Consider the following 26,152-nt stretch of genomic DNA (forward strand, 5'->3'; position numbering starts at 1 on the left):
TGTAACGTTATAACATTTTAGCGAGATAGCCGATGCCCACAGCAAATATCATTGATCGCAGACTGCCGGTGACAGTGCTCTCCGGCTTTCTTGGTGCGGGAAAGACGACACTGCTTAATCACATTCTCAACAACCGTGAAGGAAAGCGCGTTGCGGTTATTGTGAATGATATGAGTGAGGTAAACATCGACGCTGAACTGGTTCGTGAAGGCGGTGGCAACCTGTCGCGTTCGGAAGAAAAGCTGGTCGAGATGACGAATGGCTGCATCTGTTGCACATTGCGTGACGATTTGCTTGTTGAAGTTCGTCGCTTGTCAGAGGAAAAACGTTTCGACTATCTTCTAATCGAAGGGACAGGGATTGCAGAGCCTTTGCCGGTTGCTGCAACCTTTTCATTCCGCGACGAAAATGACTCCAGCCTATCGGATATTGCGCGGCTGGACACCATGGTTACGGTTGTTGATGCGATCAACCTGCTGAAAGACTACGGATCGAATGATTTTCTGCGCGAACGCGGTGAATCCAACGGCGATGCTGATGAACGGACGATTGTGGATTTGCTGGTTGAGCAAATCGAATTTGCCGATGTTATCGTCCTCAACAAAGTTTCCGATATCAGCGAAGAGCAACGCGATGTCGTGCGCAAGATCATCATGGCCCTTAATGCTGATGCACGGATTATTGAAACCGACTTCAGCAAAGTCGCATTGAGCGACGTTCTCGACACCGGCTTGTTCAACGAGGAAAAGGCCGAGACACATCCTTTGTGGTTCAAGGAGCTGTATGGCTTTGCCGATCATGTGCCTGAGACTGAAGAATATGGCATTCAGAGTTTCGTCTATCGTGCACAACAGCCCTTTCACCCGGAGAAATTTCAAGAATTTGTCGACAAGACATGGCCCGGTTTGATCCGTGCCAAAGGACATTTCTGGCTGGCGACCCGCCCGGAATGGGCTGGCGACTTTTCGTTGGCCGGCGCCATTGCCCGCGTGTCGCCCATGGGGCGTTGGTGGGTGTCGGTGCCAAAAAACCGCTGGCCGGACCATCCCGATTTTCTCGATGCAATGGAGAAGCGCTGGCATCCGGTTTGGGGTGATCGCCGACAGGAATTGGTATTTATTGGTTCGGGTATGGATGAACAGGCCATTCGTGCTGCGCTTGACGCCTGCCTTGTCGGAACGGATCTGCAGCATTTTGAAGCCGAGATGTATCGCGACCTGCCCGACCCGTTCCCGATCTGGGGGCGTCCGCAGGCTGCGTGAGCCTGCGGTTACCTGAAATTTCAGGCGTCAAACGGCTCCGGTCACCGCAACATAAACCGAATAAAGCGATTTGGTTGCGGTGATGAACAGGCGGTTCTTGCGGGGGCCGCCGAAAGTGACATTGGCAACCGTCTGCGGCACCAAAACCTTGCCGAGCAGTTTTCCTTCTGGCGAGAAGCAGTGCACGCCATCGGCAGCGCTCGTCCAGACATTGCCGAGCGTATCGAGGCGGAACCCGTCTGGCAGACCATTGTCCAGTGCGCAGAATTCCCGGCCATTCGCCAGGGTCTTGCCGTCAACAACGTCAAAGACGCGGATATGGCGCGGGCGAGTGATGTCGTGGCTGGATGATGAATCCGCGACATAAAGCTTTGTTTCATCTGGCGAGAAGGCCAGGCCGTTCGGCTGGCCAAAGTCATCCACCACGATGGTGATTTCACCGGACGCCGGGTCGAGGCGGTAGACATTACGTGTCTGCTGTTCGGGTTCTGCCTTGTAACCCTCGTAGTCGGAGAGGATGCCGTAGGTCGGATCGGTAAACCAGATCGTGTCATCTGAGCGGACGACGACGTCGTTGGGTGAGTTGAGCCGCTTGCCGTTATAGCTATCAGCCAGAACGGTAATCGATCCGTCTATTTCGGTGCGTGTGACACGTCGGCCGCCATGTTCGCAGGATACGAGCCTGCCCTGGCGATCACGGGTGTTGCCGTTGGTGAAATTGGACGGCTGGCGGAAAACCGAGACATGTCCATCTGGAACCCAGCGCAGAATGCGCTGGTTGGGAATATCGCTCCACAACAGGCAATCCATGTCGGCAAACCAGACAGGGCCTTCTGCCCAGCGGCAGCCGGAGTAGAGTTCTTCCAGTCCGGCATTTCCAACAATGTACTGGCGGAAACGCTCGTCACGGATGTCATAGGGGAACGAAGGGTCGAATTGCATGGCTTTATCCATATTGTCTTTCGCAGTCAGTCGCGCAGGGTCGCCTGATCAGCGGTTAGGTTTGGGCCCGCCGGCCAGCAGGATGACGGAGATGATGATGAGACCTGTCAGAATGAGGCGTATGCCAGCCCCGAAACCATAGGTGTTGAGCATCGAGACCACGAGGAACATAAACAGCGAGGCTCCCCAGATGCCCGGCACGTTGGAATCTCCACCTGCCACGGCAGTGCCACCAATCACCACGACGGCAATCGACATCAGCAGATATTCCGAGCCCATATTGAGGGCCGCGCCACCGGAAAAGCTGGCAAGCAGGTAACCGGCGACAGCGGCCAGAACGGCGCAAAGCACATAGGTGACAAAACGTGCGCCATCGACGGGAATGCCGGTCATGCGCGCTGCAAAGGTGCTTTGACCAATGGCAGAAATCCAGCGGCCATAGAAGCTGCGATCTAGCAACAGCCACGCAATGATGGAAAGCAGAAGCGCAACAAGCGCGACATTCGGAATGGCAATCGTGCTTCCTGTTGCAAAGCTGGCAAGGCTTTCCGGCGGCTTGATGCGAAGGCCCCGGTTTGACCAGATGGCAATCGACTGCACGATAAAGCTCATGGACAGTGTCGCAATGATTGGCGGAATGCGCAGCGCCTTGATGAGCAGGTAGTTGCCAATGCCAACGCCGATGCCGATCAGCACGGCGATCAGCAGACCTGGGAGGATCAGACTGTCGGAAACATCCATGAATTTCAGGGCAAGCGTGCCTGACAGTGTCATAGTCGCGGGCACGCAGAGGTCGATATTGCCGGGACCGAGCGTGATAACAAACATCTGGCCAATACCGACAATCACCGAAAATGCAGCAAATGTCAGAGCCGCGTGCGACAGGCCGAATGAACTAGCACCGCCAGTGAACATGACCGTTGCCAGCCAAACCACGATTGTTGCCGCAAAAGACCAGATCCAGGGTTTGCGTGAGATGGTTTGAAAAGCACTCATTGATTTTTCTCCCGCTTTTCAAGCCGGTTGAGCAGAATACGCAGCGCCAGGACAACGATCAGGATGGCGCCCTGTGCACCGATCTGCCAGTCCGGCGAAATGCGCATGAAGGACAGGAAGGAGCCGGCAAGTGTCAGGGTCAGCGCGCCAATAACCGCACCAACCGGCGACACGCGGCCGCCCACAAATTCACCGCCTCCGAGGATCACACCGGCAATCGACAACAGCGTATAACGAAGTGCGATATTGGCATCGGCCGACGTCGTCAGACCGACAAGTGCGATACCGGCCAACACTGCGAAAAAACCGGCAAGCGCGAAGGTTGCAGCGCGAATACCAACCACGGACCAACCTGCCCGTTCCACCGAGCGGAAATTGCCGCCCACACCGCGCATCAGCACGCCGAAGGACGATCGGCTGACGATCAGATGGGCAATGATGGCGATCAGAATACTGGCAACCATCGCCACTGGAATGAGCGGTGGCTTTGACGTCATCAGCCAGCGGATCCAGCCCGGTGCCGTGCCGCCGGGAGACGGGAGGATAAGAACAGCAAGGCCACCCCAGACGAAACTCATACCGAGTGTCACCACGATGGATGGCAGCGAGCGTATGTGAATGATGGCGCCGATTGCCGCGTAAACCGCGATTGCGCCTGCGAAAATCAGAATGCCGACCACAGGTGATGTTTGCAAAAAGGTCGCGGTGACGCAGGCGCAGAAGCTGACAAATGTGCCCATCGACAAATCAAGGTCATTAACCGACATGATCAGCATCTGGGCGATGGTCGCCAGAATGATTGGAACGGCCAGATTGAACAGCAGGTTCAGGCCTGTGTAGCTCATGGCCCGCGGCTGCATGTAAAAGACTGCGGCCAGCAGCACGGCAAGGGATGCCGCCGGAATGACAAGACGCATGGTATTGGCAGAAATTTTCATCAGTGGCCTTCCCCTGCAAAGGACGCTGCAAGCACGTTCTGTTCAGTGATGTCGTCACCGACGAGTTCCGCGTGGATGACGCCGTCGCGGAAGACGTAGACGCGATCACAAAGCCGGATTTCGTCCATCTCGGTCGAGTACCAGACGAAGGTACGGCCATGGCGCGCTTCGGTACGCAGGATTTCATAGACTTCCTGTTTGGTGCCGATATCGACACCACGCATCGGGTCATCCATCAAAACGGTTTCGGCTGTCGTGGCTAGCGCGCGGGCAAAGAGCACTTTCTGCTGGTTGCCGCCGGACAGCGACAGGATCTTGTTGCCCATGTTGGGCGTGCGAATTTCGATGCGCTTTTTCCAGTTGTCGCCAAGTTCGTCCTCACGCTTGTGGTTGACGAGACTGAGACTGGAGAGGTCGCGTAGCGATGCAATGCTAAGGTTTTTCAGAATGCTCCACAGCGGGAACGTGCCATTCAGGCTGCGATCGCCGGCAACAAAGGCAATGTCCTGCTGTCTGGTCGGAAACCAGTTGCTGTTGCGCGACAAATAAAGATCGAGCAGTGCTTCGGTCTGGCCGTGGCCGCCCAATCCTGCGAGACCAATGATTTCACCTCTATAGGCTTCGAACATATGCCCCTCTCCCTTGCGGGCAGGCATGGATAGAACAGGTTGTCCGGTTCTTTGAATTGTCGATCGCTCCCAGCCGCTTTCCTTCACCACGCTGCCCATGGTTTCGACAAGGCTGCGGGTGCTGAATTCTGGTGCTGGACGATCGGCAACGACCTTGCCGTCCTTCATCACAACGATGCGGGTGGCGGTTGAGAGGATTTCTCCAAGGATATGGGAGATCAGCAGAACAGAGCCGCCGGAGCGCACAAAACGACGGACATAATCCATAAGCTGTTCTGCAAGGCCGGCATCAAGTGACGAGGTCGGTTCATCGAGAATGACCAGCCTTGGCTTGTTTTCGACACCTGCGAAATTGATGGCGATTTCGACCATCTGCCGTTCGGCAATGGAAAGTTCGCTAATGGTTGCCGTGCAGTCAATGCCGCTGCCGGGGAAAATATCGTCGAGTTGCTGCTGAATGAGGTTGGTCGCGCGACCGCGCCATCTGCTGCCTTTCATATCGGCATGCATGATGCGGACATTCTCGCCAATCGTCAGATTGGGACAAAGAGACAATTCCTGAAACACGCAGCGTACGCCATTGGCTCGTGCCACGGCGATACCGTGTTCTCCCTGACCACCACGATAAGACAGGGTGCCTTCATGAGGCGTAAGATTGCCGTTGATGACGTTGACGATGGTGGACTTGCCGGCACCGTTGTGACCGACGAGACCAAGACATTCGCCAGAATGAATAACGAGGTCGGCACCATCCAGTGCCTTTACGGCACCAAAGGTCACCTTGACGCCACGTGCGGCGACAACCTCTTCTCTCGACAGGATTTCGTTCATCAGCACGACACAGATTTATTGGGATAGGCGGTACACGGCGCCTTCAAGCGGCGCCGTGCGGTGATATCGCGGTATCGAAAAAGTTATTGAGCGATAACTTTCTGGGCGTCTTCCTGCGAATATTCGATGTTGGAAACGCCGCCCTTTTCGGTCTTTGCCAGACCGTCTTCAAGGTTTGCCTGATCGATCCGCAGAACCGGAACAACCAGATCCTTCTTCACGTCCTTGCCGTCGAGGATTTGCTGTGCAACCCAGAAAGCAAGTGTGGAAACGCCCGGTGCGATCGAAACGGACATGGTTTCATAACCGCTGGCATCCTTCTGCTGTTTCCACCAGACCAGCTCGTCTTCACGGTTACCCATGACGATGGTTGGTGTCGGGCGTTTTGCTGCTGCAAATGCCTGTGCTGCACCGTAACCATCACCACCCTGTGTCACCACAGCGGTGATTTCCGGCAGGCTTGGCAGAATGCCAGCAACGGCACGCTGTGCAACGTCCTGCGCCCAGTCACCGTTTACAGAACCGGCAATTTTGAAGTTTGGATGCTTGGCAATGCCGGCCTGGATACCTGCGTGGATTTCATCGTCCACGAACACCCCGGCCAGACCGCGGATTTCGAGGAGGTTACCGCCATTAGGGTACTTTTTTGCCAGGAAGTCGACCTGGCTTTCGCCCATGGACTTGAAGTCAACGGCGATGCGCCATGCGCAAGGCTCGGTCACCACACCGTCAAAGGAAACGACGGTAATGCCGGCATCACAGGCTTCTTTTACGGCACCGTTGAGCGCAGTTGGCGAAGCCGCGTTGATGACGATTGCGTCATAGCCCTGAAGAATAAGGTTCTGAATTTGCGCGGCCTGTTCGGTCGCCTGGTTTTCAGCTGTTGTGAAAGCGTCTGCAGCAGCAACCGTTCCCTTGGATACAGCCTCTTTGGTGATCTTGTCCCAGCTGGTCAACATGGCCTGACGCCAGGAGTTGCCGGCGTAGTTGTTGGACAGTGCGATTTTCTTGGCGGATGTGTCCGCCTGTGCCACCATCGGCAAGGCAGCGCATACAAGCGTGACTGAAGCCACAAGCATTTTTTTGATAGCCATTGATTTCCTCCCTGATGGCTCACAAAACTATAACCGGGGCATAGAGATCCCTCCGCAAAAGTCGCGGATTTTCAACGGATTTTTATGGCCCTGAGGCTCCTCCCCCAGTAAACGCCAGCATGACCAACAAAGGCGCAGTTGTATAGGCTGATCTTGGCAAACCATTTGCGGGAACCCGCACATAATGTGCGCAAAAATGCAGGACGAGGCTCGTTACAAGGCGCACAATGACGGATAGAAGCATGGTTCTTCGCATGTGTTGAAAACTGTGCCGCAGGTGCTTGGGAGGGCGCCGAGAATGCTTAATTCCCTACGTAGTTCGTTATTCGAGCATTATCTCGGTATTTCCCGTTTGCTGGCGGGGCAGTTGGAGTTCAACTCCATCATTCAGGCTGTTGCGACGGAAATATCCCATATCATTCCGCATGATCATCTCGACGTCTGTATCAAGCTGGTCGATGATAAATATCACATTGCCTATGAAAGCGGTCTGGAAAGCGACTGGAGCAAACATCCGCCCGCGCTGTTGACCGGGAGTCCAATCCGTTCGTTGCTGGCTGGCGAGGTAGAGTTTCTGCTGAGTGGCAATGCTTGTGTCGATCCGCGCTTTCATTTCGAAGGAGCGTTTTCCAGCCCGATCATTACGCTGTCGCTGCACAGCCGATTGCATGTTCCCTTGAAAGTGCATGGCGACATCATCGGTGCGTTGAGTTGTTCGTCTCACACGACAGACGCTTACACGATGGATGATGTGTTTAACGCCCGTGCGGTGGCAGACCTGTTGGCGCCCTATTTCTTTGCAATTCGCGCTGCCGAACAGGCAAAACGGTCTGCCATTGAAGAGGCAGAAGCGACCGCACGTGAAGAAGGACTGCGCTCCGGTGCCTTGAAACTTACCCAGGCATTGGAAGCGGAAAGGCAGCGCATCGGCATGGATTTGCATGACCAGACGCTGGCGGATTTGACACGGCTCACCCGGCGTGTCGAGCGCATGACCCATCTGCCTGAAGTAAGCGGTGAAATGCTGGAGCCGCTGGCGCGCAGTCTGCAATTTTGCATGCATGATCTGCGTCAGATCATCGAAGAGGCAAAACCTTCGATCTTGCAACTTTTTGGAATGGTCCAGGCGATAGAAACATATTTGGATCGCTCCGTCCGCGATAGCGGTGCGTCAATCCATTGGGAAATTGTCGATGACAGCAAGGGCATGGTGGATGAGCTGGAGCAAGGTGTCGCGACCTCATTGTTCCGGATCGTGCAGGAAGCCATCAATAATGCCATACGACATGGGCAGCCGGATCGTATTGTGGTGACGCTTCGCCGTCGCGAGGACTGGCTGACGGTTGAGATAAACGATGACGGAGCCGGTCTAGATGCATCTGGCAACTCAACTGGCCATGGCATTGGCAACATGAAAACCCGAGCGAGGCTGATATCGGCCCGTTTCGGGATTGGAAAGAATCGCAATGGCCCGGGGACTTGCGTCAGTGTCAGCGTAAAACCTGGTTTGGCGGGAAAAACGGCGGAGGAGAGTTAAATGGACGTGCTGATCGTTGAGGATGATGTTCTGCACCGTGCTTACTTGAATGAAGTCGTGCGCAATGCCCTGCCGGAATGCGCCAGGGTGCTGGAGGCGGAGAACGGTAAGGTGGGCGAAAAACTGGCGCGGGAAAACCGTACAGCCCATATTGTCATGGATTTGCAGATGAATGAACGCAATGGGATCGAAGCTGCCCGCACAATCTGGAAGGAACGCCCCGATACCCGCATCCTGTTCTGGTCGAACTATGCCGATGAGGCCTATGTTCGCGGCGTCTCCCGTATCGTTCCGGAAGGTGCGGCTTACGGATATGTTCTTAAATCCGCATCTGACGAACGTTTACGTTTGGCATTGCGCGGTATCTTCATCGAAGCACAATGTGTCATCGACCGTGAGGTGCGTGGCCTGCAGGAAAAGAGCCTTGGCAAGGTCAATGGCGTCAGTGATTCCGAATATGAAATTCTGATCGATATCGCGCTGGGTCTGACCGACAAGACGATAGCGCGGCGGCGTAATCTCTCGCTTCGCAGTGTGCAGAACCGTCTTCAGGCGCTGTATGAGAAGTTGAACGTCTATCAGGCAACCGGTGAGGATGAGCCCGACGGTCGCTATAATTTGCGCACACGTGCTGTCACCATCGCAATCCTGCGCAAGCTGTTGAATTACAACGCCTTGGAAAAAGCAGAAAAAGAACTGGCGGAATGGGTCAGCCATCACTGATGGCGTGAATATCCGCCATCTTCTATGAAATCATGATGATGAGAGGCATAAAGCCCCCACTCCAACTCCAGCCATATTGCCCAACATGGCTGGATATGCCCCTCATCACCTTCCCGCCCCCCTTAAGTGGCAGGAATTCCATACATACCTTCAATCACCGCGATTGAAAGTGTTTTTTACAACTTAACGTGCCATCCACCCGCCATCAACGGCAAGAATTTGGCCTGTGACGTAGCTGCTTGCTGGTGCAGCAAAGAACAACAGTGCAGTATCGAGATCAGAAGGGGTGCCCCAACGTGCGGCGGGGATACGCTCCATGATGCTGCGGTTTCTGTCAGGGTCGTTACGCAGTGCTTCCGTGTTGTCTGTTTCCATATAACCCGGTGCAATGGCGTTGACGGTGATGCCTTTGACAGCCAGTTCGTTGGCCATCAGGCGTGTAAGACCGGCAACCGCATGTTTGCTCGATGTGTAGGAGGCGACTCGAATGCCGCCCTGAAATGACAGCAGCGAAGCAATGTTGACGATACGGCCAGCAATTTTCTGATCCGTCATATGACGCACGACCGCCTGCGAGAGCATGAAGATGCTTTTGAGATTGATGTTCATCACATCATCCCAATCCTGTTCGGAAAATTCCGTAAAGTCGGCGCGGCGGATTTGGCCTGCATTGTTGACCAGGATGTCGATATTGCGGCCGTCCGTGGTGAGAGATGTGACCACATCCGCCAGTCCCGACGGGTTCGTGAGGTCGTAAACGACCTCCTCAAACTTGCGCCCGAGTGCCTCAACTTTTTTACGGGTTTCAGGCATTTCCTGTGAGCCAAGCGCAATGATGTCAGCGCCAGCTGAAGCCAGGGCAAGAGCCAAGCCCTGGCCCAATCCCTTGCGCGCGCCCGTCACAAGCGCACGCTTTCCGGTGAAATCAAACAGGGTCATTCGACGCTCCTTACTTTAGGTCGCCCATGGGCACGAAGTCCATGTCCTTGAAGGACTGGTTGTCACCGGCCATGCTCCAAATGAAGGCGTAAGAGCCGGTGCCGGCGCCACAATGGATGGACCAGGACGGAGAAACGACAGCCTGCTCACTGCGAACGATCAGGTGGTTGGTCGCCTGTGGGCGCCCCATCAGATGTACAACAAACGATTCTTTCGGAATTTCGAAATAGAGATAGGCTTCCATGCGGCGGTCGTGCAGGTGGGCTGGCATTGTGTTCCAGACGCTACCACCTTCAAGACGTGTCAGACCCATCAGCAATTGGCAGGTTGGGAGAACATCCGGGTGCAAGTACTGGTAAAGTTTGCGCTTATTGGATGTCGCGCTATCGCCGAGATTGTTTTCGATGGCTTCCGTTACGCTGACGGTCCGCGATGGATACGTTGCATGGGCTGGTGCGCTGTTGATGTAGAACTTTGCGGGTGCTGCTGCGTCAACGCTTTCGAAGCTGATTTCCTTGGTGCCCATGCCCAGATAAAGCGCATCCTGGAAACCGATATCGTAGGTCTTTCCGTCGGCAATCACGCGGCCTGCGCCACCGATGTTGATTAGGCCAAGCTCACGGCGTTCGAGCAGGAACGAGGTGCCAACCGTTTTGGCAATCTCTTCGCCAAAGCTCAAGGACGAGGCAAGCGGAATGACACCAGCCAACAGAAGGCGGTCGTAATGGGTGTAGACGGCATTGACTTCACCGGCGACAAACAGGCTTTCCATCAGGAAGTTTTCGCGTAGTTCGCCGCTCGTCATGCGTTCCGACTGGGTGTAGTGAACGGCGTGAAGTGTTTCGATTTTCGTTGTCATGGGTTTTGAACCTCCCTTGGTTTACTCAAAAAGATCAGGATGTTTTGCTTCCAGCCTTGGCAGGTCACGAAGCAGTTCGGAAAGGTGGGCTGTCATCGCTTTTTCTGCAGCCATTTCGTCTCGCGCATCAATTGCGGTGAGAATGGCGCGATGTTCGCCGATGAGCCGCGTGAAGGAGGACGCATCGTGGATCGACAGGCTGCAGGCCCGGTCGATATGTGCCTTCAAATCCTCGACGACCGGCCAGGCCATTGGAATACCGGCGCCCTCGGCTAGAATTTTGTGAAACAGATCGTCGTATCGGCGAAATTCGACATGGTCGCCAATCTCGGCCGCCCTTTCTTGCTCCCGCAGACAGTCTTCGATTCGTGAACGGGCATGGAAGTGAAAGGTACGGCTGGCGGTCTTTGCGACGGCTGTCTCTATCGTTTCGCGAATGAAGGCGGCTTGCATCAGCTTGGCGACCGAGATTTTCGCGATAACAGCGCCACGCTGCGGCAAAACCTCGACCAAGCGGCTTTTGGTAAGTGCAATCAGCGCTTCACGCCCCGGTTGGCGTGAGGAGCCGTACCGCTCGCCGATTTCCTGTTCGGAAATACGGGAGCCCGGCGGCAGGGCAAGCGAAAGAATATCTCCACGCAATTGCCGCTCCACCTTGTGAGCCATGCTTTCTGACGCTGTTTTTCCGCTCATGGCGTTCGCTTTCGATGAGGCCATCAATAATTGACGACACTTCCATACAATGAACGACAATACCATGCAACTGCGGTTGAACGCATTTTGCACGGCCCGCCGCTTTCGGCGTGCGTGCCCAGTCTCGAGCACCTTTGCCTTTGGGATTTCAATCGTGACTAAATTTATCGGCCATTTGCAAATCCTGTAGCGATGGCTGTGTTCGATTTATTTTGGGGTAATTGACCTGCCCATCTTCTTCGCCGCGCGGGAACTGTCCGTCCCTGTTGCGTCGTTCTGCGGCCTTGTAGCCGGCTGGACTGACACCGATATATTGGCGGAACATGCGTGAGAAATAATAGCTATCGCTATAGCCAACCAGTTCTGCGGTTTTTTTGACCGAACTGCCACCCGCCAGAAGCCCCATGGCACGTTCCATGCGCTTGAATTCCTGATATTTTGCCGGCGTTAGCCCTACTTGTTTCCTGAACATTCGGCGGAAATAGTCGGGATTGTATGGCGTTGCCGTCAGCGATTTTTCCACGATCTCATCGTCGAGTGGCTCAGCTGCGATCTGGCTGGCAGCCACCATGATCGCCAGTGACAATGCATCCGGATTGTCTACGGGAGCCTGTTTCTGCTGTCGCCAGCCGGTAAATGCTGTTTCGAGAAAGTCGATCAGAAAAACCATAAACTGGTGATGCTGAACAAGTGTGGTCGATGACAGTGGAACGGTTTCGCGAAAGTGCCGGACCAGCGGTTCCAGCATGTGCCAGCGTGGCATCATCACCCAGCGGCGCTTTTCCATCTGTGAAATCATATCGATGCGGCCAAACACATCCAGCGTGAAATGCTGCGCGACGCCGGTGTACAATTCCCGCGACAAGGTTTGACCGACGAAACGGGTATTGGCCTCAATCAACATGGCGCAGCCGGGCTCCATCACCACTCTTTCGCCCTCGATTTCATACTCCGCACGACCGGTCAGGCAGATGACAAGGTCATGAACACTATTGGTTTTATCGATCCGCCAGCTTGATGAGTGCTCCATCTTGATGGCGGAGCGCGTCAGGGAAAGGCTGAGCGCCTGAACAGGAATGCTGCCGAGAATGCCTTGTTCGCTTTTGTCCATCTTTTTGTCCTGAAGAATCTATTCTTTTTCGCAAAACATCGGCTGATATTACCCGCCAAGTGTCAGATTGACCAGATTGACGGCCTTTTCAATGGGAGGAGCGAGGCTGTTCTGGGAAATTGCCCTGTGTTGGGTGATTCTCCTTGTTCAGCCATCGATGTGAGGATGCACAATTCGGAATATAAAAAACCTGTCCGTATCGTCTATGTAGGCGGCGGATCTCTCAACTGGGCGACGAAACTGATGGGCGACCTCGCCCATGACGGTACTGTCCCGGCAACAATCAAACTCTATGACATCGATCACGCGGCAGCTGGGCGAAACGCGGCAATCGGCATGCGATATTCTGCGGCGTCGGACGGCGCGAAGGTCGGATATCACGCAGAGCGTGCCGAGGACATTCGTGCGGCAGATGCTCTTTCCGATCAGCTTGCCCAGCCTGTCGGGCTAGACAAGACCACTACAATGTTCCGGGAAAGGGTGGACGCTACACGTCACTACCTGCCGGAAGAACTGACCTCCGGAGTTGCTGCATGAGTGGAGACAACCGTTTTCTCGGGCTGTTCTATCTGACGCCCTACATCATCGGGTTGCTGGTCTTCACGACCCTGCCCTTCGTTGCATCGCTCTATTTGAGCTTTACCAACTACAACCTGCTGGACTCGCCGACGTTCACCGGACTTGCCAACTACATCAAGCTGTTCACCAGTGACCGCACGTTCCGCAAGTCGCTGTGGGTGACACTCATTTATGTGTTCACCACGGTCCCGCTTAAGCTGGCGTTTGCGCTCTTCATTGCGGTGATCCTGAACTACAAGCTGAAGTTCATCAATTTCTTCCGTACGGCCTATTATGTGCCGTCTATCCTCGGCGGCTCCATAGCTATCGCCGTTCTGTGGCGTTACATCTTTGCCGACACCGGTCTGGTTAATATGGGCCTTGCGGTATTTGGTATGGAGCCGATCAATTGGTTCGGTGACCCCACAAATGCGTTGTTCACCATCACCATGCTGCGCATCTGGCAATTTGGTTCAGCCATGGTGATCTTCCTTGCTGCCCTTCAGAGCGTTGATAATTCGCTTTACGAGGCGGCATCGATTGATGGAGCGGGCAAGTGGAAAACCTTTGTCCACATTACCCTTCCACTGATCACGCCGGTCATTTTCTTCAATCTAATAATGCAGATGGTTCAGGCATTCCAGGAGTTCAACGGCCCCTACATCATCACACAGGGCGGCCCGTTGAAGTCGACTTATCTTCTGCCGCTGTACATCTATGACGAAGCCTTCAAGCGGTTCGATATGGGGTATGCCTCGGCAATCGCATGGGTGTTGTTCGTCATCATCATGGTTCTTACGGTTGTTGCCTTCTGGTCCTCGCGCCACTGGGTCTACTACGCCGGCGACAAGAGGAGCTGATTATGGTCGATCAGACTGTTTCAAATATTCAGGGTGTCACGGAAGCAGAACGCATTCGCGATAAGGAAGTCCGTCGCCAGCGCATCGGTGCAGTCCTTCGTTATGCCATGTTGGGTGGCGTTGGTTTGCTTATGCTTTACCCGCTGATCTGGCTGGTTGGTGCATCCTTCAAGACCAATGCCGAGATTTTCAATAATCCAGGTTTTTGGCCAGAAAACCCAACCCTTGATGGCTATATCAATGGCTGGAAGACATCGACGCCGTACACATTTGGCACGTTCTTCCTGAATACGCTGTGGATCGTATTGCCAAAGATGATTGGTACCGCGATCTCCTGCACGGCGGTGGCTTACGGCTTTGCCCGGTTTGATTTTCCGTTCAAGAAAATCCTCTTCGCAACGCTGATCGCGACACTGCTTTTGCCGAATGTCGTCACGCGCATTCCGCAATACCTGCTGTTTCGTGACCTCGGCTGGCTCGACACTTACCTGCCGCTTTGGGTGCCATCCGCTTTTGCTGGCGACGCATTCTTTGTGTTCATGCTGGTGCAGTTCCTGCGCGCCATCCCGCGCGATATGGAAGAGGCTGCGCGTGTTGATGGTGCGTCCACCATGCAGACATTGCTGTTCATCGTCGTACCACTTCTGATGCCGGCGCTGATATCGGTGTGCCTGTTCCAGTTCATGTGGACAATGAACGACTTCCTCGGTCCGCTGATCTATCTGTCATCGGTCGAAAAATACCCCGTCTCGCTAGCCCTTAAACTATCGATCGATACGACAGAGGCGTTTGACTGGAACCGTATCTTGGCCATGTCGGTCCTGGCCATCACCCCTGCACTCGTCGTGTTCTTCGTCGCGCAGAAATACTTCATCGACGGCATCTCTGCTGGCGGCATCAAAGGATAACAAAATGGCTCGTCTTCAACTCAGAAATCTCGAAAAAGACTACGCTTCTTTCCGCGCCGTGCATGGCATCAACCTCGACATCGAGGACGGTGAATTTATGGTGCTGGTGGGTCCTTCCGGCTGTGCCAAGTCGACGACCTTGCGGATGATTGCCGGTCTGGAACGCATTACCGGCGGGGAAATTCGGATCGGTGGTGAACTTGTCAACGACAAGCCACCGGGCGAGCGTGGCATTTCGATGGTGTTTCAGAACTACGCGCTTTATCCGCATATGAAGGTGCGGAAGAACCTGTCGTTCAGCATGCGTTTGAAGCGTCGCCCGAAGGACGAAATCGAAGAAGCAACGCAGGATGTTTCCAAAACGCTGGAAATCGAAGCTTTGCTGGATCGCCTGCCCAAACAGCTTTCCGGCGGTCAGGCGCAGCGCGTGGCGGTGGGCCGCGCATTGATCAAAAAACCGCAGGTCTTCTTGTTCGATGAGCCTTTGTCCAATCTGGACGCGAAGCTGCGTGCCTCGATGCGGGTTCGTATTACCGATCTGCACAAGCGTCTGAAGGCTGAGGGGCAGCAGGCAACCGTTGTTTACGTGACCCATGATCAGACCGAAGCCATGACGATGGGTGACCGGATCTGCGTCATGAAGGAAGGCCACATCATGCAGGTGGCTGATCCGGTGACGCTGTACAACAAACCGGCCAACTCATTCGTGGCAGGTTTCATCGGTAGCCCGGAGATGAACCTGATCGAAGCGACGCTTGATAGTGACAGGTCGATCAATATTGCCGGTCAAAAACTGCAGCTTGGTCCGCAGTTGATGGATCGCCTGGCAGCAAATGCGCCAAAGGACATCATTCTGGGCATACGTCCGCAGCATTTCAGCCTTGCTGCACCAGATACCGCCAACGCGTTGTCCGGCAAGATCAGCCATGTCGAATTCATGGGTCATGAAGTCTATCTGCATGTGCAGGCCGGTAAAAATCGTCTGATCGCGGTTGTTCCGTCTCATGCCTATGACCGCAAAAGCCTTCGCGATGATCAGGTTTGGCTGAGCGCCGATGCTGCATCTGCCCACATTTTCAATCGCCAGTCCGGTGACAACATTAGCCTGGACTGACCCATCCATCACTCAACAGTCATTCCTTGGGAGGAGTTATTATGAAAAGAGTACTTATTACAGCGGTGCTGTTTGCTGCCACGAGCCTGAGTAGCGCCTATGCTGCCAATCTGCGCATGTCGTGGTGGGGCAGTGATGACCGCCATCTTGCGACGCAGGAAGCGCTGAAGGTTTGCGGCGCGAAGTTCGGTCACACGATTTCGCCGGAGTTTACCGGTTGGGGCGGGCACCAGGAAAAGATTGCAACTCAGCTAGCTGGACGCACTGAAGCTGACATCATGCAGATCAACTGGCCATGGTTACCGATTTTCTCCAAGGGCGGTGAAGGTTTTACGGACCTCAACCAGTACAAGGATGTAATCGACCTTAGCCAGTGGACCGATGCCGATCTGGAAAGTGGTACCGTCAAGGGCAAGCTCAACGGCGTGCCGGTTTCTACCACCGCCCGCATCTTCATGTTCAACAAGACCACCTATGAAAAAGCCGGTGTTACCCTGCCGACAACTTGGGATGAGCTGTTTGCTGCCGCCCCTGTCATGAAGGAAAAGTTGGGAGCGGACTATTATCCGTTTGAGGCTGCTCCTTCTGAAGGAAACGGTCTGAATGCCCGTATCGTCGTTATCCTGCGCGCAACACAGATGACCGGCAAGAGCTTCATCGACCCTGAAACCAACAAGGTCGCATGGTCGCCTGAAGAACTGACCGAAGCGCTGAACTTCTACCAGTCGATGGTCGACAAGGGTGTTATCGAGTCCTGGAAGAGTTCATCGGCTGGGGGCAACCGCCCGCTGTTTGAAAACCCGAAATGGGCGGATGGTCGTTATGCCAGTTCCTACCAGTGGGACAGCACCTACGGCAAAATTGCCGGTCCGCTTGAAGCGGGTCAGGAACTGGTCCCAACCAAGTCGCTGACCTCAGAGGGCGGCAAGACCGAGGGTATCTACCGTAAGCCGTCCATGCTGCTTGCCATTTCCAAGAACAGCAAGGAACCAAAGGCCGCTGCAGAGATCATCAATTGCCTGCTCAACGATCCTGAAGCGGTCACTATCCTTGGCGCGACACGTGGTATTCCTTCCAGCAAGGTTGCAATCAAGACGCTGACCGATGCGGGTAAGATCAAGCCCGTGCAGGCCGATGCCTACAAGATCGTGATGGAATCGGAAGGCCCGAACGTTTCACCTCTCAATGAACATCCGCGCGTGACGGATGCCTTCGATACCAACCTCGAAGCCTTCGCCTATGGCCAGCAGTCTGCGGAAGACACGGCGGCAGAAATTATTGCAAGCGTCGATGACGCCCTTGGCGGCATCTAATGCAGAAATTGCGGTGGGCTGAGATAGCCCACCGCATTGAATGAAAAGGAATTTAAACAGCATGGCGCGCATCGATCTGTTAACCGCAACGGCACGCACCGCCAGTTTCGCCTTTGGTGCTGGCCAGTATCTGCATGCGCTGACCCAACCGGTGGTCTGGTCTTTGCTGGGTGGTGATGGTCAACCGCTCGCGAAGGGCGAAAGCAATACCGTTGTATTCACTCTGTGCGATCTTGAGCCGAAATCGACATACTGGCTGGAGATGGGCGGAGAGAAAATCACCTTTGACACGGCTGCGGAAAGCCGTGTGATCGATATCTCCAAATTCGGCGCCTCACCCCACTCGCCCGACAATACAGCAGCCATCCAGGCAGCAATCGATGCTCTGCCGGATTATGGTACTTTACGAATTCCAGCTGGAGAATGGCAAAGCGGACCATTGTTCCTGAAAAGTCGCATGACGTTTATGATCGACGATGGTGCTGTTCTCAAAGGGGTTTCTGACCGCTCAACCTATCCAATCCTGCCACCAAGACATGATGATGGACGTGTGCTTGGCACATGGGAAGGTGTTTCCGAAGCCTGTTACGCAAGCCTTGTTACGGCCATCGATTGTGAAGACCTGACAATTACCGGTGCCGGTGTGATCGATGGCGGCGGGGATAGCGGCGACTGGTGGACATGGCCCAAGGAAACCCGTGATGGCGCACGCCGTCCACGCACCATTTTTGTCTCCGGCAGCACCCGCGTAACGATTTCGGGCATCGTGGTGCGCAATTCCCCTGCATGGACGGTTCATCCGGTGTTGAGCCGGGATGTCAGAGCCATCGGGCTGACGATACAGAATGATCCCAACTCACCCAATACCGATGGTCTTAACCCGGAATGCTGCACCAATGTTCTGCTGCAGGGGATTCGTTTCTCGGTCGGTGATGATTGCATCGCCATCAAGGCTGGCAAACGTGACCCAAAAGGTGGACTGGACCAGCCGTGCGAGGATATCTGCATTGAGAACTGCCTTATGGAACGTGGGCACGGCGGTGTCGTCATAGGGAGCGAAATGAGCGGTACGGTCCGCAACGTTCAGGTTCGGCGCTGTGAGATGGTCGATACTGACCGCGGTCTGCGCATTAAGACGCGCCGCGGGCGTGGCGGCCTTGTTGAGAATATCAGCGTTGAGGACTGTGCCATGCGCGGTGTTCAGTCGCCGCTGGTCATCAATGCATTTTATTTCTGTGATGAGGATGGACGATCGGACTACGTACAGAGCCGGGAGGCTTTGCCGATCAATGATGCGACCCCGCGTATTTCTGGAGTTACCGTGCGCAACGTCGTGGCCGATCGTGTTGCAATTGCCGCCGCCGCTTTCTACGGCCTGCCAGAGGCGCCGGTGGAGAATATCACCATCGAAAATTATCGCGTGACGTTTGACCCTCACGCGGTCGCCGACGCCCCCGACATGGCTTGCCATATGGAGCCTGTCCGCCATGCGGGCATCATTAGTGAAAACGCTGCATTCCTGAAAAAGGAAGGCATCGTCTTGTCGACTATCAGCCAGAGTATTGCCGTATGACCCTCAATCTTGATGAATATTTCAACGCCTATGCCAGTGACTACAGCTATTACAAAGGCGGAAGCTGGTGCTACGAGGATGGTTGCCTCTATCGCGGGCTGATCGCCCTTTATGGGGCAAGCGGAAACCGGCAATGGTTCAGCCATATGAAACGTCTGGTCGACGGTCAGATTACTGACAATGGAGAACTGCGTGGCTATTCCATTCCCGAATATAATATCGATCACATTCTGCCAGGCCGCGCCCTGAATACACTCTACAAGGCAGATCCGCAGCCCCGCTACCGTACGGCGCTGGACCACCTACTTCGCCAGTTGCAAAGTCATCCGCGCACATCCGCCGGTCCGCATTGGCACAAGCTGCGTTATCCGCATCAGATCTGGTTGGACGGCCTTTATATGGCCCTGCCCTTCAAGGTCGAATATGCCGGGCTTATAGGTGACAATGCCTTGGTGGATGAGGCGCTGGATGAAATGTTGACAGGGCTCGAATTGACCTTCGATGCGCAGAGTGGTCTTTTCCGTCACGGCTATGATGAGGAACGTCTGCAAGCATGGGCAAACCCGCAAAGCGGACTTTCGCCGACCCATTGGGCGCGGTCGATTGGCTGGCTCTGTATGGCGCTTGCCGACACGATCGAGGTTGCGCCGCCCAGTGAAAAGCGCGATGCCTTGTCTCAGTGGTTTGCAAGCCTTTTGGTGCGGCTTGAGGCATTGCGGACAGTCGATGGTCGTTGGCTGCAGGTTATCGATCAACCGCAACTTGACGGCAATTATGCCGAGAGTTCCGCAACGGCAATGTTCGCCTATGCCTTCATCAAGGCGGCACGCCTGGGCGTCAAGAATGGTGACGCGGCGGTTGGGATAAAGGCACTCACAAGTCTGGAAGAGAATGCCCTGAAGCCAAATGCCAGCGGCCGTATTGTTCTTCAGGATATATGTTGTGTGGCGGGTCTTGGTGGTTTCGAAGGCAACTACCGTGACGGGACGCCTGCCTACTATGTTTCTGAAACCCTGAGGGATGACGATATCAAGGGTGTTGCTCCGCTAATGATGGCACATGCGGAGCGTTTGCTTGCAATGGTTGGTGTCTCGGAACAGACAGCACGTATAGCCAGCTAACCCTACTGTTCGTCACACAATAGCAATCTATACAAAACGCCGGTGAAGAACCGGCGTTTTTTTGCCTATTTATCATACTTTTAATTCGTGACCGCGTAGGTTTTCGTGCTGTTGTCGTTGAAGGTTTTTGTTACAAAAGTCATACTAAATATCTGTTTTTATGTTGTTTTGTTTTGCATTTCTTTGAATTGTCGCAGGAATTGTTTGGAGGCACATAAAAACTTCTTCCCAAGAGTAATACTATATGCTCATATGGTTGTGTCATTGCTACTATCATCTCTGGGAGGATTTAAGGTGAGAAAAGCACTTGCGGCATTTACTGTCGCTTTTTCCGCGTGCCTTGCATCAGGCGTTTCGGCTCAATCGCTTACAGTTGGCTTCTCGCAGATCGGATCTGAATCCGGTTGGCGTGCTGCAGAAACTACCGTCACCAAGCAGCAAGCGGAAAAGCGTGGCATCACACTGAAGTTCGCTGATGCCCAGCAAAAGCAGGAAAACCAGATCAAGGCCGTGCGTGGCTTTATCGCGCAGGGCGTTGATGCCATCCTTATTGCGCCGGTTGTTGCAACTGGTTGGGATGCTGTTTTGAAGGAAGCCAAGGAAGAAAAGATTCCGGTAATCCTTCTTGACCGTCAGATCGAAGCTCCGGATGACCTTTATCTGACTGCCGTCACCTCGGATCAGGTTCATGAAGGCAAGGTCGCCGGTGAATGGCTGGTCAAGGATGTTGGCTCCAAGGACTGCAAGGTGGTGGAGCTTCAGGGCACAACCGGTTCGTCCCCTGCCATCAACCGTAAAAAAGGCTTTGAAGAAGCCATTGCTTCGCAGGCAAACATAAAGATCGTGCGTTCGCAGACAGGTGACTTTACCCGTACCAAGGGTAAGGAAGTCATGGAAAGCTTCATCAAGGCTGAAGGCGGCGGCAAGGACATCTGTGCCGTTTATGCGCACAATGATGACATGGCTGTCGGTGCCATCCAGGCAATCAAGGAAGCTGGCCTCAAGCCGGGCACGGACATCAAGGTCGTGTCGATCGATGCCGTGCCTGATATCTTCAAGGCAATGGCTGATGGTGAAGCCAACGCGACAGTCGAGTTGACGCCTGACATGGCTGGCCCTGCCTTTGATGCGCTGGATGCGTACCTGAAGGACAAGAAAGAGCCTGCAAAGTGGATCCAGACGGAATCCAAATTGTACACCGCTGCTGATGATCCCATGAAGGTCTATGAAGCGAAGAAGGGCCTCGGCTACTAAGTCGCAGGACCTTCCCGTCGAAACACAAGACAAAAGATAGGGCATTCCCCGTGATACGGTTTTGAGCGGGAGTGCCCTACCTGCAATCGAGAGAGATGCGGTGGGTCAGCTCACCGCGTCTTCCCTACAGTGCGAGGACAATGCCGCGCCGTTTGTGCGTGCCGCAGTCCTGACTCTGTAACGTGTTCGAAATGCTGCGTAATCCCTGGTTATCCGCGTTCCCAAGGGTTTGATGCAGGCAGTTGGCAGGAACCTGATATATGGCAGTAAAGGCCCCACTTCTTGAAGCGCGCACCATTGGAAAATCATTCCTTGGTATTCCCGCGCTGGATGGAGTTGACTTCACGCTGAACGAAGGTGAAGTCCATGCCCTTCTGGGTGAAAACGGTGCAGGAAAATCCACTCTCATCAAAATTCTGACTGGTGTTTACACGCGTGATCGCGGTGCGATTTTTTTGGATGGCGATGAAATCTCCCCCTCCAATGTCGGTGAGGCCCAGCTTCTGGGGATCGGTACGGTCTATCAAGAGGTAAACCTTCTTGAGAACTTGACTGTCGCCGAAAACCTGTTTCTCGGACGCCAGCCACGACGTTTCGGTCTGGTTGACCGCAAGGAAATGAACCGCAGAGCGACTGTTTTGCTGGCCCGCTACGGTCTGTCGATTGATGTCACGTCATTGCTTTCCAGCTATTCTGTCGCCGTACAGCAGATTATAGCCATTGCACGTGCTGTTGACCTCTCAGGGAAAGTGTTGGTGCTTGATGAACCGACTGCCAGTCTCGACAGCCATGAGGTCGAGATGCTGTTTGCTGTGCTTCGCCAGTTGCGTGATGAGGGCCTTGGTATCGTTATCATCACCCATTTTCTTAATCAGGTATATGACATTGCTAACCGTGTGACCGTTTTGCGCAATGGTCGTCTGGTTGGCTCTCGCGAGATTGCCAGTCTGCCGCGCTCGGAACTTATTTCCATGATGCTGGGCCGCGAGTTGCAGCAGGTCACACATCACAGCCATGCGACGGAAGAAACCGTTGCGGATGGCACGGCGCCGATCCGGTTTGAAGGATATGGAAAGCGCGGCAGTGTTGCGCCGTTCAATCTGTCCATTCGCCCCGGCGAGGTTGTTGGCATTGCCGGTTTGCTAGGATCAGGCCGTACTGAAACGGCATTTCTACTATTTGGCGTGGATAGACCCGATAGTGGCACTGCCACGGTTGACGGACAGCAGATCACCCTTTCGACACCGGAAACGGCGATTACACATGGCTTTGGCTTCTGTCCCGAAGAGCGCAAGACCGACGGCATTATTGGCGATTTTTCAGTGGCTGATAACATCGCGCTTGCCTTGCAGGCACGGCAGGGTTGGGCAAAACCATTGTCGCGACGCCAGAAGGCTGCCTTGGCAGATGATTTTATCAAGTCACTGGACATCCGCCCTGCTGACCGTGAGCGCCCGATCAAGTTTTTGTCCGGTGGCAACCAGCAAAAAGCCATTCTGGCACGGTGGCTTGCCACCAATCCACGGCTGCTGATTCTGGATGAGCCGACACGCGGCATCGATATTGGTGCGCATGCGGAAATCCTGAAAATGATCGAGAGACTCTGTGAGCAGGGCATGTCTCTGGTCGTCATTTCCTCCGAGCTGGAGGAGCTGACGGCGATTGCGCATCGTGTCATCGTTCTCTCTGATCGCAAGCACGTCGCCGAATTGAGCGGTGATGCTGTCAATGCGGATGCCATCATGCAGGCGATTGCAGATGCCGCTGCCGCATCTAGAACGGAGGCCGCGTGATGACCATGATCGTTTCGCGCTTCAAGCGTCTTGCGCCGCAGCTTTGTGCGCTTGCCATTATCCTCGCAGTCATTGCGGTCCTATCACCTGGTTTCCTGACGATCTCATTTCAGCAGGGCCGCCTTTATGGCAGCTTGATCGATATTCTGGTGCGTGCTGCGCCTGTCGCACTTCTCACCATTGGCATGACGCTCGTGATTGCGACGCGTGGTATCGATCTTTCGATTGGGGCAGTGATCGCGATCTGCGGCGCAGTTGCCGCCACGCTGATCAGTGATGGCCACTCGTTGCCTGTGGTTATCATCGTTTCATTGGCGGTCGGCATTGCTTGCGGTCTCTGGAACGGTCTACTCGTGGCGGTTTTCGACATCCAGCCGATCATCGCCACCCTCATCCTGATGGTTGCCGGGCGTGGCATTGCACAGCTGATTACCGAGGGTGTTATTCTAACCTTCAACAACGACACTTTTGCAGCCATCGGATCCGGGTCATTTGCAGGCGTTCCACTGCCCGTGTTGATCTGGATCGGTGCGGCGCTCATCATCGGCATTCTTGTGCGGCGAAGTGCGCTTGGCTTGTTGATTGAAGCGACCGGCATCAATCGCCGGGCTGCTTCACTTGCTGGCGTCAAAGCGCGTGTGTTGTTGTTTTTTGTCTATGCTATTTCCGGGCTTTGTGCGGCACTGGCAGGACTGATTGTGACCGCCGATATCAGAGGTGCGGACGCTAACAATGCCGGCCTGTGGCTGGAATTGGATGCAATCCTTGCCGTGGTTATTGGTGGCACCTCACTGAATGGCGGTCGTTTTTCTATCGCTGCGTCATTGATCGGCGCCTTGATTATTCAGGCGATCAACACCGGCATTCTGGTTTCCGGTTTCCCGCCGGAATTCAACCTGATCATCAAGGCCGGGATCATCATCATCGTCCTGACGCTGCAGTCGCCGGCGATCTCGACTTTCATCAGTTTTCTGAGACCTGAAAAGCCAAAACAAAAGACAACGACATCAAATGTTACCAGAGAAGGGCCGGCACAATGATCCACACCCGCAATCTGCCCTTTCTGGCTGCTCTGGTAATCTTTCTCATCGCTTACGCGCTTTGCGTGGCGCAGTTCCCCAATATGTTGTCGACCCGAGTTATCGGTAATCTTCTGACGGATAATGCGTTTCTCGGCATTGCCGCTGTTGGCATGACCTTTGTCATTCTGTCCGGCGGTATCGACCTGTCCATCGGCTCTGTCATTGCCTTTGCCAGTGTCTTTGTCGCGGTGCTGGTTGGATCGTATGGCGTTCATCCGCTGGTCGCTTTCGCAGCGGTTCTGGTTATCTCGACGCTGTTCGGATGCTTGATGGGCGGCATGATCCGCTTTCTCGGCATTCCCCCGTTTGTTGTAACGCTGGCTGGCATGTTTCTGGCGCGTGGTGCTGCCTATCTCATCTCCACCCAGTCGGTGCCGATCTCACACCCGGTTATTGATGCCATTCAGGGCTTCTATTTCCGTTTTCCTGGTGGCGGCCGGCTGACTGCACTGGCAATCGTCATGTTGCTGGTGTTTGCAGCTGGCATCATCATTGCCAGCAGAACCCGCTTTGGCGCCAACGTTTATGCGCTGGGCGGCAATCAACAGTCGGCGGAATTGATGGGTGTGCCGGTTGGCGCTACCACCATTGGCATCTACGCTCTGTCCGGCTTCCTGTCGGGTTTGGCAGGAATTGCCTACACGCTTTACACATCGTCCGGTTATTCACTGGCAACCGTTGGTGTTGAGCTGGATGCTATTGCGGCCGTAGTGATTGGTGGCACACTTTTGACAGGCGGGGCCGGTCTGGTGGCGGGCACCTTCATTGGCCTGCTCATTCAGGGATTGATCCAGACTTATATCGTGTTCGAAGGGACGCTGTCGTCGTGGTGGACAAAGATTGTCATCGGCATTCTGCTGTTTGTCTTCATTGTCTTGCAGCGAGGAATTGTCTGGTACTCCAACCGCAAGCTGACTGCAGCAGCGCATGCCTGATAGGTAACGTTCCCGTTGCAGGCCCTTACTCTTGACAGTTGAAAATTAAGGCCGTCCAGCCGTATAAGGCTGAATGCATGAGCGGGGTGCTGAATAAGGGCTAAAAAGGCAACCCAGGCCATGATTTGCTTCAAATCTGGAGATGGCACATGGGAACGGCAACTCGGCTTCCGCCGCTGGAGGCTCTGGTGGTTTTTGAAACCGCTTCGCGGCTCGGCAGCTTTTCCCGTGCGGGCATTGAATTGGGCCTGACGCAGAGTGCCGTCAGTCGCCAGATCAGCAAACTGGAGGCATTCATTGGTTCCAAGTTGTTTGATCGCGTACCGACTGGTGTCCGTCTGACGACGATGGGTGAAAACTATTCGATCGACGTCTCACGGCTCATTTCCGAAATAGCCAGTGTGACGGATAGTGTGCGCTCATGGTCTGGCGCACGACAGATCACCATTGCCTGTTCACGCGGTATTGCTGACCAGTGGTTTTTACCCCGCCTCTCGAAACTGAAGCAGGACATCGCCGGTGTCGAACTTAGACTGCGGGTGACCGATGATGTCGCGCATCTGCGTCTTGATGAATTTGATTTGGCAATTTTCTACCGCAAGGAACGCCCGATCGGTGTCTGGTTGTCCGAACTTGGGCGGGAGGAAGTGGTGCCGGTTTCCAAGGGGGGGATGCCTGACCTCATGGACCAGAAAGCGCCCGTTCTGATCTCGATTGAAGATTCGATGCGCGAATGGCAGGACTGGCGCGACTGGTGGCATTCATCACAGATCACCCCACCGCAGGACGCTATTCAATGGCGGCTTGGCGACTATGGTCTTTGCGTTGCTGCGGCATCGCAAGGGCTTGGAGTAACCTTTGGCTGGACATGGCTTATCCGCGATCAGCTGGATAGCGGCGCGCTTGTTCCCATGCATTCGCACACGATGCGCTCTGAGGGAAAGTTCTATCTTATGCGTCCGTCAGATCGCCATCAGCGCAAAATTGTGCGCGAGGTTTCAGATTGGCTTATCGCCAATAATCAGGAAACTACACGGGAAAATTTGTAATACGGCACAGTTGCGCTGTTTGCTAAAACCATACGTAG

At 54.5% G+C, this 26,152-nt stretch carries 24 protein-coding genes; 15 read left to right on the forward strand and 9 right to left on the reverse strand.

The genetic code is table 11. The annotated features are described in order from the left end of the window. Window positions 1-32 precede the first annotated feature (32 nt). Window positions 33-1,262 (forward strand): zinc metallochaperone GTPase ZigA, encoded by a 1,230-nt coding sequence (zigA, locus tag HGO37_RS20170; RefSeq protein WP_250984907.1) that lies wholly within the window; start codon window positions 33-35, stop codon window positions 1,260-1,262. A 27-nt stretch (window positions 1,263-1,289) separates the two neighbouring features. On the opposite strand, the gene HGO37_RS20175 is transcribed toward zigA, so the two are convergent. The 5 genes from HGO37_RS20175 to HGO37_RS20195 form a co-directional block, all read right to left on the reverse strand. Then, complete coding sequence (locus HGO37_RS20175; RefSeq protein ID WP_250984908.1) at window positions 1,290-2,204, reverse strand: SMP-30/gluconolactonase/LRE family protein; 915 nt, start codon at window positions 2,202-2,204, stop codon at window positions 1,290-1,292. A 48-nt stretch (window positions 2,205-2,252) separates the two neighbouring features. Beyond that, window positions 2,253-3,200, reverse strand: coding sequence for an ABC transporter permease (locus HGO37_RS20180; RefSeq protein ID WP_250984909.1), 948 nt, complete (start codon window positions 3,198-3,200; stop codon window positions 2,253-2,255). Further along, window positions 3,197-4,138, reverse strand: coding sequence for an ABC transporter permease (locus HGO37_RS20185; RefSeq protein ID WP_250984910.1), 942 nt, complete (start codon window positions 4,136-4,138; stop codon window positions 3,197-3,199). The genes HGO37_RS20180 and HGO37_RS20185 overlap by 4 nt, the downstream gene beginning before the upstream one ends. Further along, window positions 4,138-5,598, reverse strand: a complete 1,461-nt coding sequence (locus HGO37_RS20190) for an ATP-binding cassette domain-containing protein (protein WP_250984911.1) — start codon at window positions 5,596-5,598, stop codon at window positions 4,138-4,140. The genes HGO37_RS20185 and HGO37_RS20190 overlap by 1 nt, the downstream gene beginning before the upstream one ends. Before the next feature lie 83 nt (window positions 5,599-5,681). Further along, complete coding sequence (locus tag HGO37_RS20195) at window positions 5,682-6,692, reverse strand: ABC transporter substrate-binding protein (RefSeq protein WP_250984912.1); 1,011 nt, start codon at window positions 6,690-6,692, stop codon at window positions 5,682-5,684. Between the two features lie 298 nt (window positions 6,693-6,990). Here HGO37_RS20195 and HGO37_RS20200 point away from each other — a divergent pair, with 298 nt between their 5' ends. Both HGO37_RS20200 and HGO37_RS20205 read left to right on the forward strand, forming a co-directional pair. Beyond that, the gene (locus HGO37_RS20200; protein WP_250984913.1) at window positions 6,991-8,229 is read left to right on the forward strand and encodes a sensor histidine kinase; all 1,239 of its coding nucleotides are present in this window, start codon (window positions 6,991-6,993) and stop codon (window positions 8,227-8,229) included. Then, a complete protein-coding gene (locus tag HGO37_RS20205) occupies window positions 8,230-8,952 on the forward strand; it encodes a response regulator transcription factor (RefSeq protein ID WP_250984914.1) in 723 nt (240 codons plus the stop codon). Window positions 8,953-9,135: 183 nt separating this feature from the next. Here HGO37_RS20205 and kduD read toward each other — a convergent pair whose 3' ends face one another. The 4 genes from kduD to HGO37_RS20225 form a co-directional block, all read right to left on the reverse strand. Beyond that, the gene (kduD, locus tag HGO37_RS20210; protein ID WP_250984915.1) at window positions 9,136-9,891 is read right to left on the reverse strand and encodes a 2-dehydro-3-deoxy-D-gluconate 5-dehydrogenase KduD; all 756 of its coding nucleotides are present in this window, start codon (window positions 9,889-9,891) and stop codon (window positions 9,136-9,138) included. Window positions 9,892-9,901: 10 nt separating this feature from the next. Next, on the reverse strand, window positions 9,902-10,750 hold the full coding sequence (gene kduI / locus HGO37_RS20215) for a 5-dehydro-4-deoxy-D-glucuronate isomerase (RefSeq protein WP_250984916.1): 849 nt from the start codon (window positions 10,748-10,750) through the stop codon (window positions 9,902-9,904). Between the two features lie 21 nt (window positions 10,751-10,771). Then, the gene (locus tag HGO37_RS20220; RefSeq protein ID WP_250984917.1) at window positions 10,772-11,443 is read right to left on the reverse strand and encodes a GntR family transcriptional regulator; all 672 of its coding nucleotides are present in this window, start codon (window positions 11,441-11,443) and stop codon (window positions 10,772-10,774) included. A 148-nt stretch (window positions 11,444-11,591) separates the two neighbouring features. Continuing rightward, the gene (locus HGO37_RS20225; protein WP_250984918.1) at window positions 11,592-12,554 is read right to left on the reverse strand and encodes a helix-turn-helix domain-containing protein; all 963 of its coding nucleotides are present in this window, start codon (window positions 12,552-12,554) and stop codon (window positions 11,592-11,594) included. 165 nt (window positions 12,555-12,719) lie between these two features. Here HGO37_RS20225 and HGO37_RS20230 point away from each other — a divergent pair, with 165 nt between their 5' ends. From HGO37_RS20230 to HGO37_RS20285, 12 genes are all read left to right on the forward strand, one after another. Continuing rightward, window positions 12,720-13,091, forward strand: coding sequence for a family 4 glycosyl hydrolase (locus HGO37_RS20230; RefSeq protein WP_250984919.1), 372 nt, complete (start codon window positions 12,720-12,722; stop codon window positions 13,089-13,091). Then, window positions 13,088-13,972 carry a carbohydrate ABC transporter permease gene (locus HGO37_RS20235; protein ID WP_192489122.1) on the forward strand — a complete coding sequence of 295 codons (885 nt, stop codon included), beginning with the start codon at window positions 13,088-13,090 and terminating at the stop codon, window positions 13,970-13,972. The genes HGO37_RS20230 and HGO37_RS20235 overlap by 4 nt, the downstream gene beginning before the upstream one ends. Window positions 13,973-13,974: 2 nt before the next feature. Continuing rightward, the gene (locus tag HGO37_RS20240; RefSeq protein ID WP_192489121.1) at window positions 13,975-14,880 is read left to right on the forward strand and encodes a carbohydrate ABC transporter permease; all 906 of its coding nucleotides are present in this window, start codon (window positions 13,975-13,977) and stop codon (window positions 14,878-14,880) included. A 4-nt stretch (window positions 14,881-14,884) separates the two neighbouring features. Then, complete coding sequence (locus HGO37_RS20245; RefSeq protein WP_250984920.1) at window positions 14,885-15,994, forward strand: ABC transporter ATP-binding protein; 1,110 nt, start codon at window positions 14,885-14,887, stop codon at window positions 15,992-15,994. 41 nt (window positions 15,995-16,035) lie between these two features. Continuing rightward, entirely contained in the window at window positions 16,036-17,307 is a 1,272-nt protein-coding gene (locus HGO37_RS20250) for an ABC transporter substrate-binding protein (RefSeq protein WP_250984921.1), read from the forward strand. Between the two features lie 61 nt (window positions 17,308-17,368). Next, on the forward strand, window positions 17,369-18,880 hold the full coding sequence (pglA, locus tag HGO37_RS20255) for a polygalacturonase PglA (RefSeq protein WP_250984922.1): 1,512 nt from the start codon (window positions 17,369-17,371) through the stop codon (window positions 18,878-18,880). Continuing rightward, on the forward strand, window positions 18,877-20,001 hold the full coding sequence (locus tag HGO37_RS20260) for a glycoside hydrolase family 88/105 protein (protein WP_250984923.1): 1,125 nt from the start codon (window positions 18,877-18,879) through the stop codon (window positions 19,999-20,001). The genes pglA and HGO37_RS20260 overlap by 4 nt, the downstream gene beginning before the upstream one ends. 252 nt (window positions 20,002-20,253) lie before the next feature. After that, on the forward strand, window positions 20,254-21,255 hold the full coding sequence (gene ytfQ, locus HGO37_RS20265) for a galactofuranose ABC transporter, galactofuranose-binding protein YtfQ (RefSeq protein ID WP_250984924.1): 1,002 nt from the start codon (window positions 20,254-20,256) through the stop codon (window positions 21,253-21,255). Window positions 21,256-21,515: 260 nt separating this feature from the next. Next, window positions 21,516-23,048 carry a sugar ABC transporter ATP-binding protein gene (locus HGO37_RS20270; protein ID WP_250984925.1) on the forward strand — a complete coding sequence of 511 codons (1,533 nt, stop codon included), beginning with the start codon at window positions 21,516-21,518 and terminating at the stop codon, window positions 23,046-23,048. Then, entirely contained in the window at window positions 23,048-24,088 is a 1,041-nt protein-coding gene (locus tag HGO37_RS20275) for an ABC transporter permease (protein WP_250984926.1), read from the forward strand. The genes HGO37_RS20270 and HGO37_RS20275 overlap by 1 nt, the downstream gene beginning before the upstream one ends. Beyond that, window positions 24,085-25,065, forward strand: coding sequence for a galactofuranose ABC transporter, permease protein YjfF (yjfF, locus tag HGO37_RS20280; RefSeq protein ID WP_076846325.1), 981 nt, complete (start codon window positions 24,085-24,087; stop codon window positions 25,063-25,065). The genes HGO37_RS20275 and yjfF overlap by 4 nt, the downstream gene beginning before the upstream one ends. Before the next feature lie 149 nt (window positions 25,066-25,214). Next, window positions 25,215-26,114 (forward strand): LysR substrate-binding domain-containing protein, encoded by a 900-nt coding sequence (locus HGO37_RS20285; RefSeq protein WP_250984927.1) that lies wholly within the window; start codon window positions 25,215-25,217, stop codon window positions 26,112-26,114. Window positions 26,115-26,152: the final 38 nt, after the last annotated feature.

The organism is Rhizobium sp. CG4, assembly GCF_023701965.1.
GTDB lineage: Bacteria > Pseudomonadota > Alphaproteobacteria > Rhizobiales > Rhizobiaceae > Agrobacterium.

Coding starts and splice junctions, on each gene's coding strand:
- zigA (WP_250984907.1), top strand. CDS start 33: ATGCCCACAGCAAATATCATTGATCGCAGACTGCCGGTGACAGTGCTC.
- HGO37_RS20175 (WP_250984908.1), bottom strand. CDS start 2,204: ATGCAATTCGACCCTTCGTTCCCCTATGACATCCGTGACGAGCGTTTC.
- HGO37_RS20180 (WP_250984909.1), bottom strand. CDS start 3,200: ATGAGTGCTTTTCAAACCATCTCACGCAAACCCTGGATCTGGTCTTTT.
- HGO37_RS20185 (WP_250984910.1), bottom strand. CDS start 4,138: ATGAAAATTTCTGCCAATACCATGCGTCTTGTCATTCCGGCGGCATCC.
- HGO37_RS20190 (WP_250984911.1), bottom strand. CDS start 5,598: ATGAACGAAATCCTGTCGAGAGAAGAGGTTGTCGCCGCACGTGGCGTC.
- HGO37_RS20195 (WP_250984912.1), bottom strand. CDS start 6,692: ATGGCTATCAAAAAAATGCTTGTGGCTTCAGTCACGCTTGTATGCGCT.
- HGO37_RS20200 (WP_250984913.1), top strand. CDS start 6,991: ATGCTTAATTCCCTACGTAGTTCGTTATTCGAGCATTATCTCGGTATT.
- HGO37_RS20205 (WP_250984914.1), top strand. CDS start 8,230: ATGGACGTGCTGATCGTTGAGGATGATGTTCTGCACCGTGCTTACTTG.
- kduD (WP_250984915.1), bottom strand. CDS start 9,891: ATGACCCTGTTTGATTTCACCGGAAAGCGTGCGCTTGTGACGGGCGCG.
- kduI (WP_250984916.1), bottom strand. CDS start 10,750: ATGACAACGAAAATCGAAACACTTCACGCCGTTCACTACACCCAGTCG.
- HGO37_RS20220 (WP_250984917.1), bottom strand. CDS start 11,443: ATGAGCGGAAAAACAGCGTCAGAAAGCATGGCTCACAAGGTGGAGCGG.
- HGO37_RS20225 (WP_250984918.1), bottom strand. CDS start 12,554: ATGGACAAAAGCGAACAAGGCATTCTCGGCAGCATTCCTGTTCAGGCG.
- HGO37_RS20230 (WP_250984919.1), top strand. CDS start 12,720: ATGCACAATTCGGAATATAAAAAACCTGTCCGTATCGTCTATGTAGGC.
- HGO37_RS20235 (WP_192489122.1), top strand. CDS start 13,088: ATGAGTGGAGACAACCGTTTTCTCGGGCTGTTCTATCTGACGCCCTAC.
- HGO37_RS20240 (WP_192489121.1), top strand. CDS start 13,975: ATGGTCGATCAGACTGTTTCAAATATTCAGGGTGTCACGGAAGCAGAA.
- HGO37_RS20245 (WP_250984920.1), top strand. CDS start 14,885: ATGGCTCGTCTTCAACTCAGAAATCTCGAAAAAGACTACGCTTCTTTC.
- HGO37_RS20250 (WP_250984921.1), top strand. CDS start 16,036: ATGAAAAGAGTACTTATTACAGCGGTGCTGTTTGCTGCCACGAGCCTG.
- pglA (WP_250984922.1), top strand. CDS start 17,369: ATGGCGCGCATCGATCTGTTAACCGCAACGGCACGCACCGCCAGTTTC.
- HGO37_RS20260 (WP_250984923.1), top strand. CDS start 18,877: ATGACCCTCAATCTTGATGAATATTTCAACGCCTATGCCAGTGACTAC.
- ytfQ (WP_250984924.1), top strand. CDS start 20,254: ATGGTTGTGTCATTGCTACTATCATCTCTGGGAGGATTTAAGGTGAGA.
- HGO37_RS20270 (WP_250984925.1), top strand. CDS start 21,516: ATGGCAGTAAAGGCCCCACTTCTTGAAGCGCGCACCATTGGAAAATCA.
- HGO37_RS20275 (WP_250984926.1), top strand. CDS start 23,048: ATGACCATGATCGTTTCGCGCTTCAAGCGTCTTGCGCCGCAGCTTTGT.
- yjfF (WP_076846325.1), top strand. CDS start 24,085: ATGATCCACACCCGCAATCTGCCCTTTCTGGCTGCTCTGGTAATCTTT.
- HGO37_RS20285 (WP_250984927.1), top strand. CDS start 25,215: ATGGGAACGGCAACTCGGCTTCCGCCGCTGGAGGCTCTGGTGGTTTTT.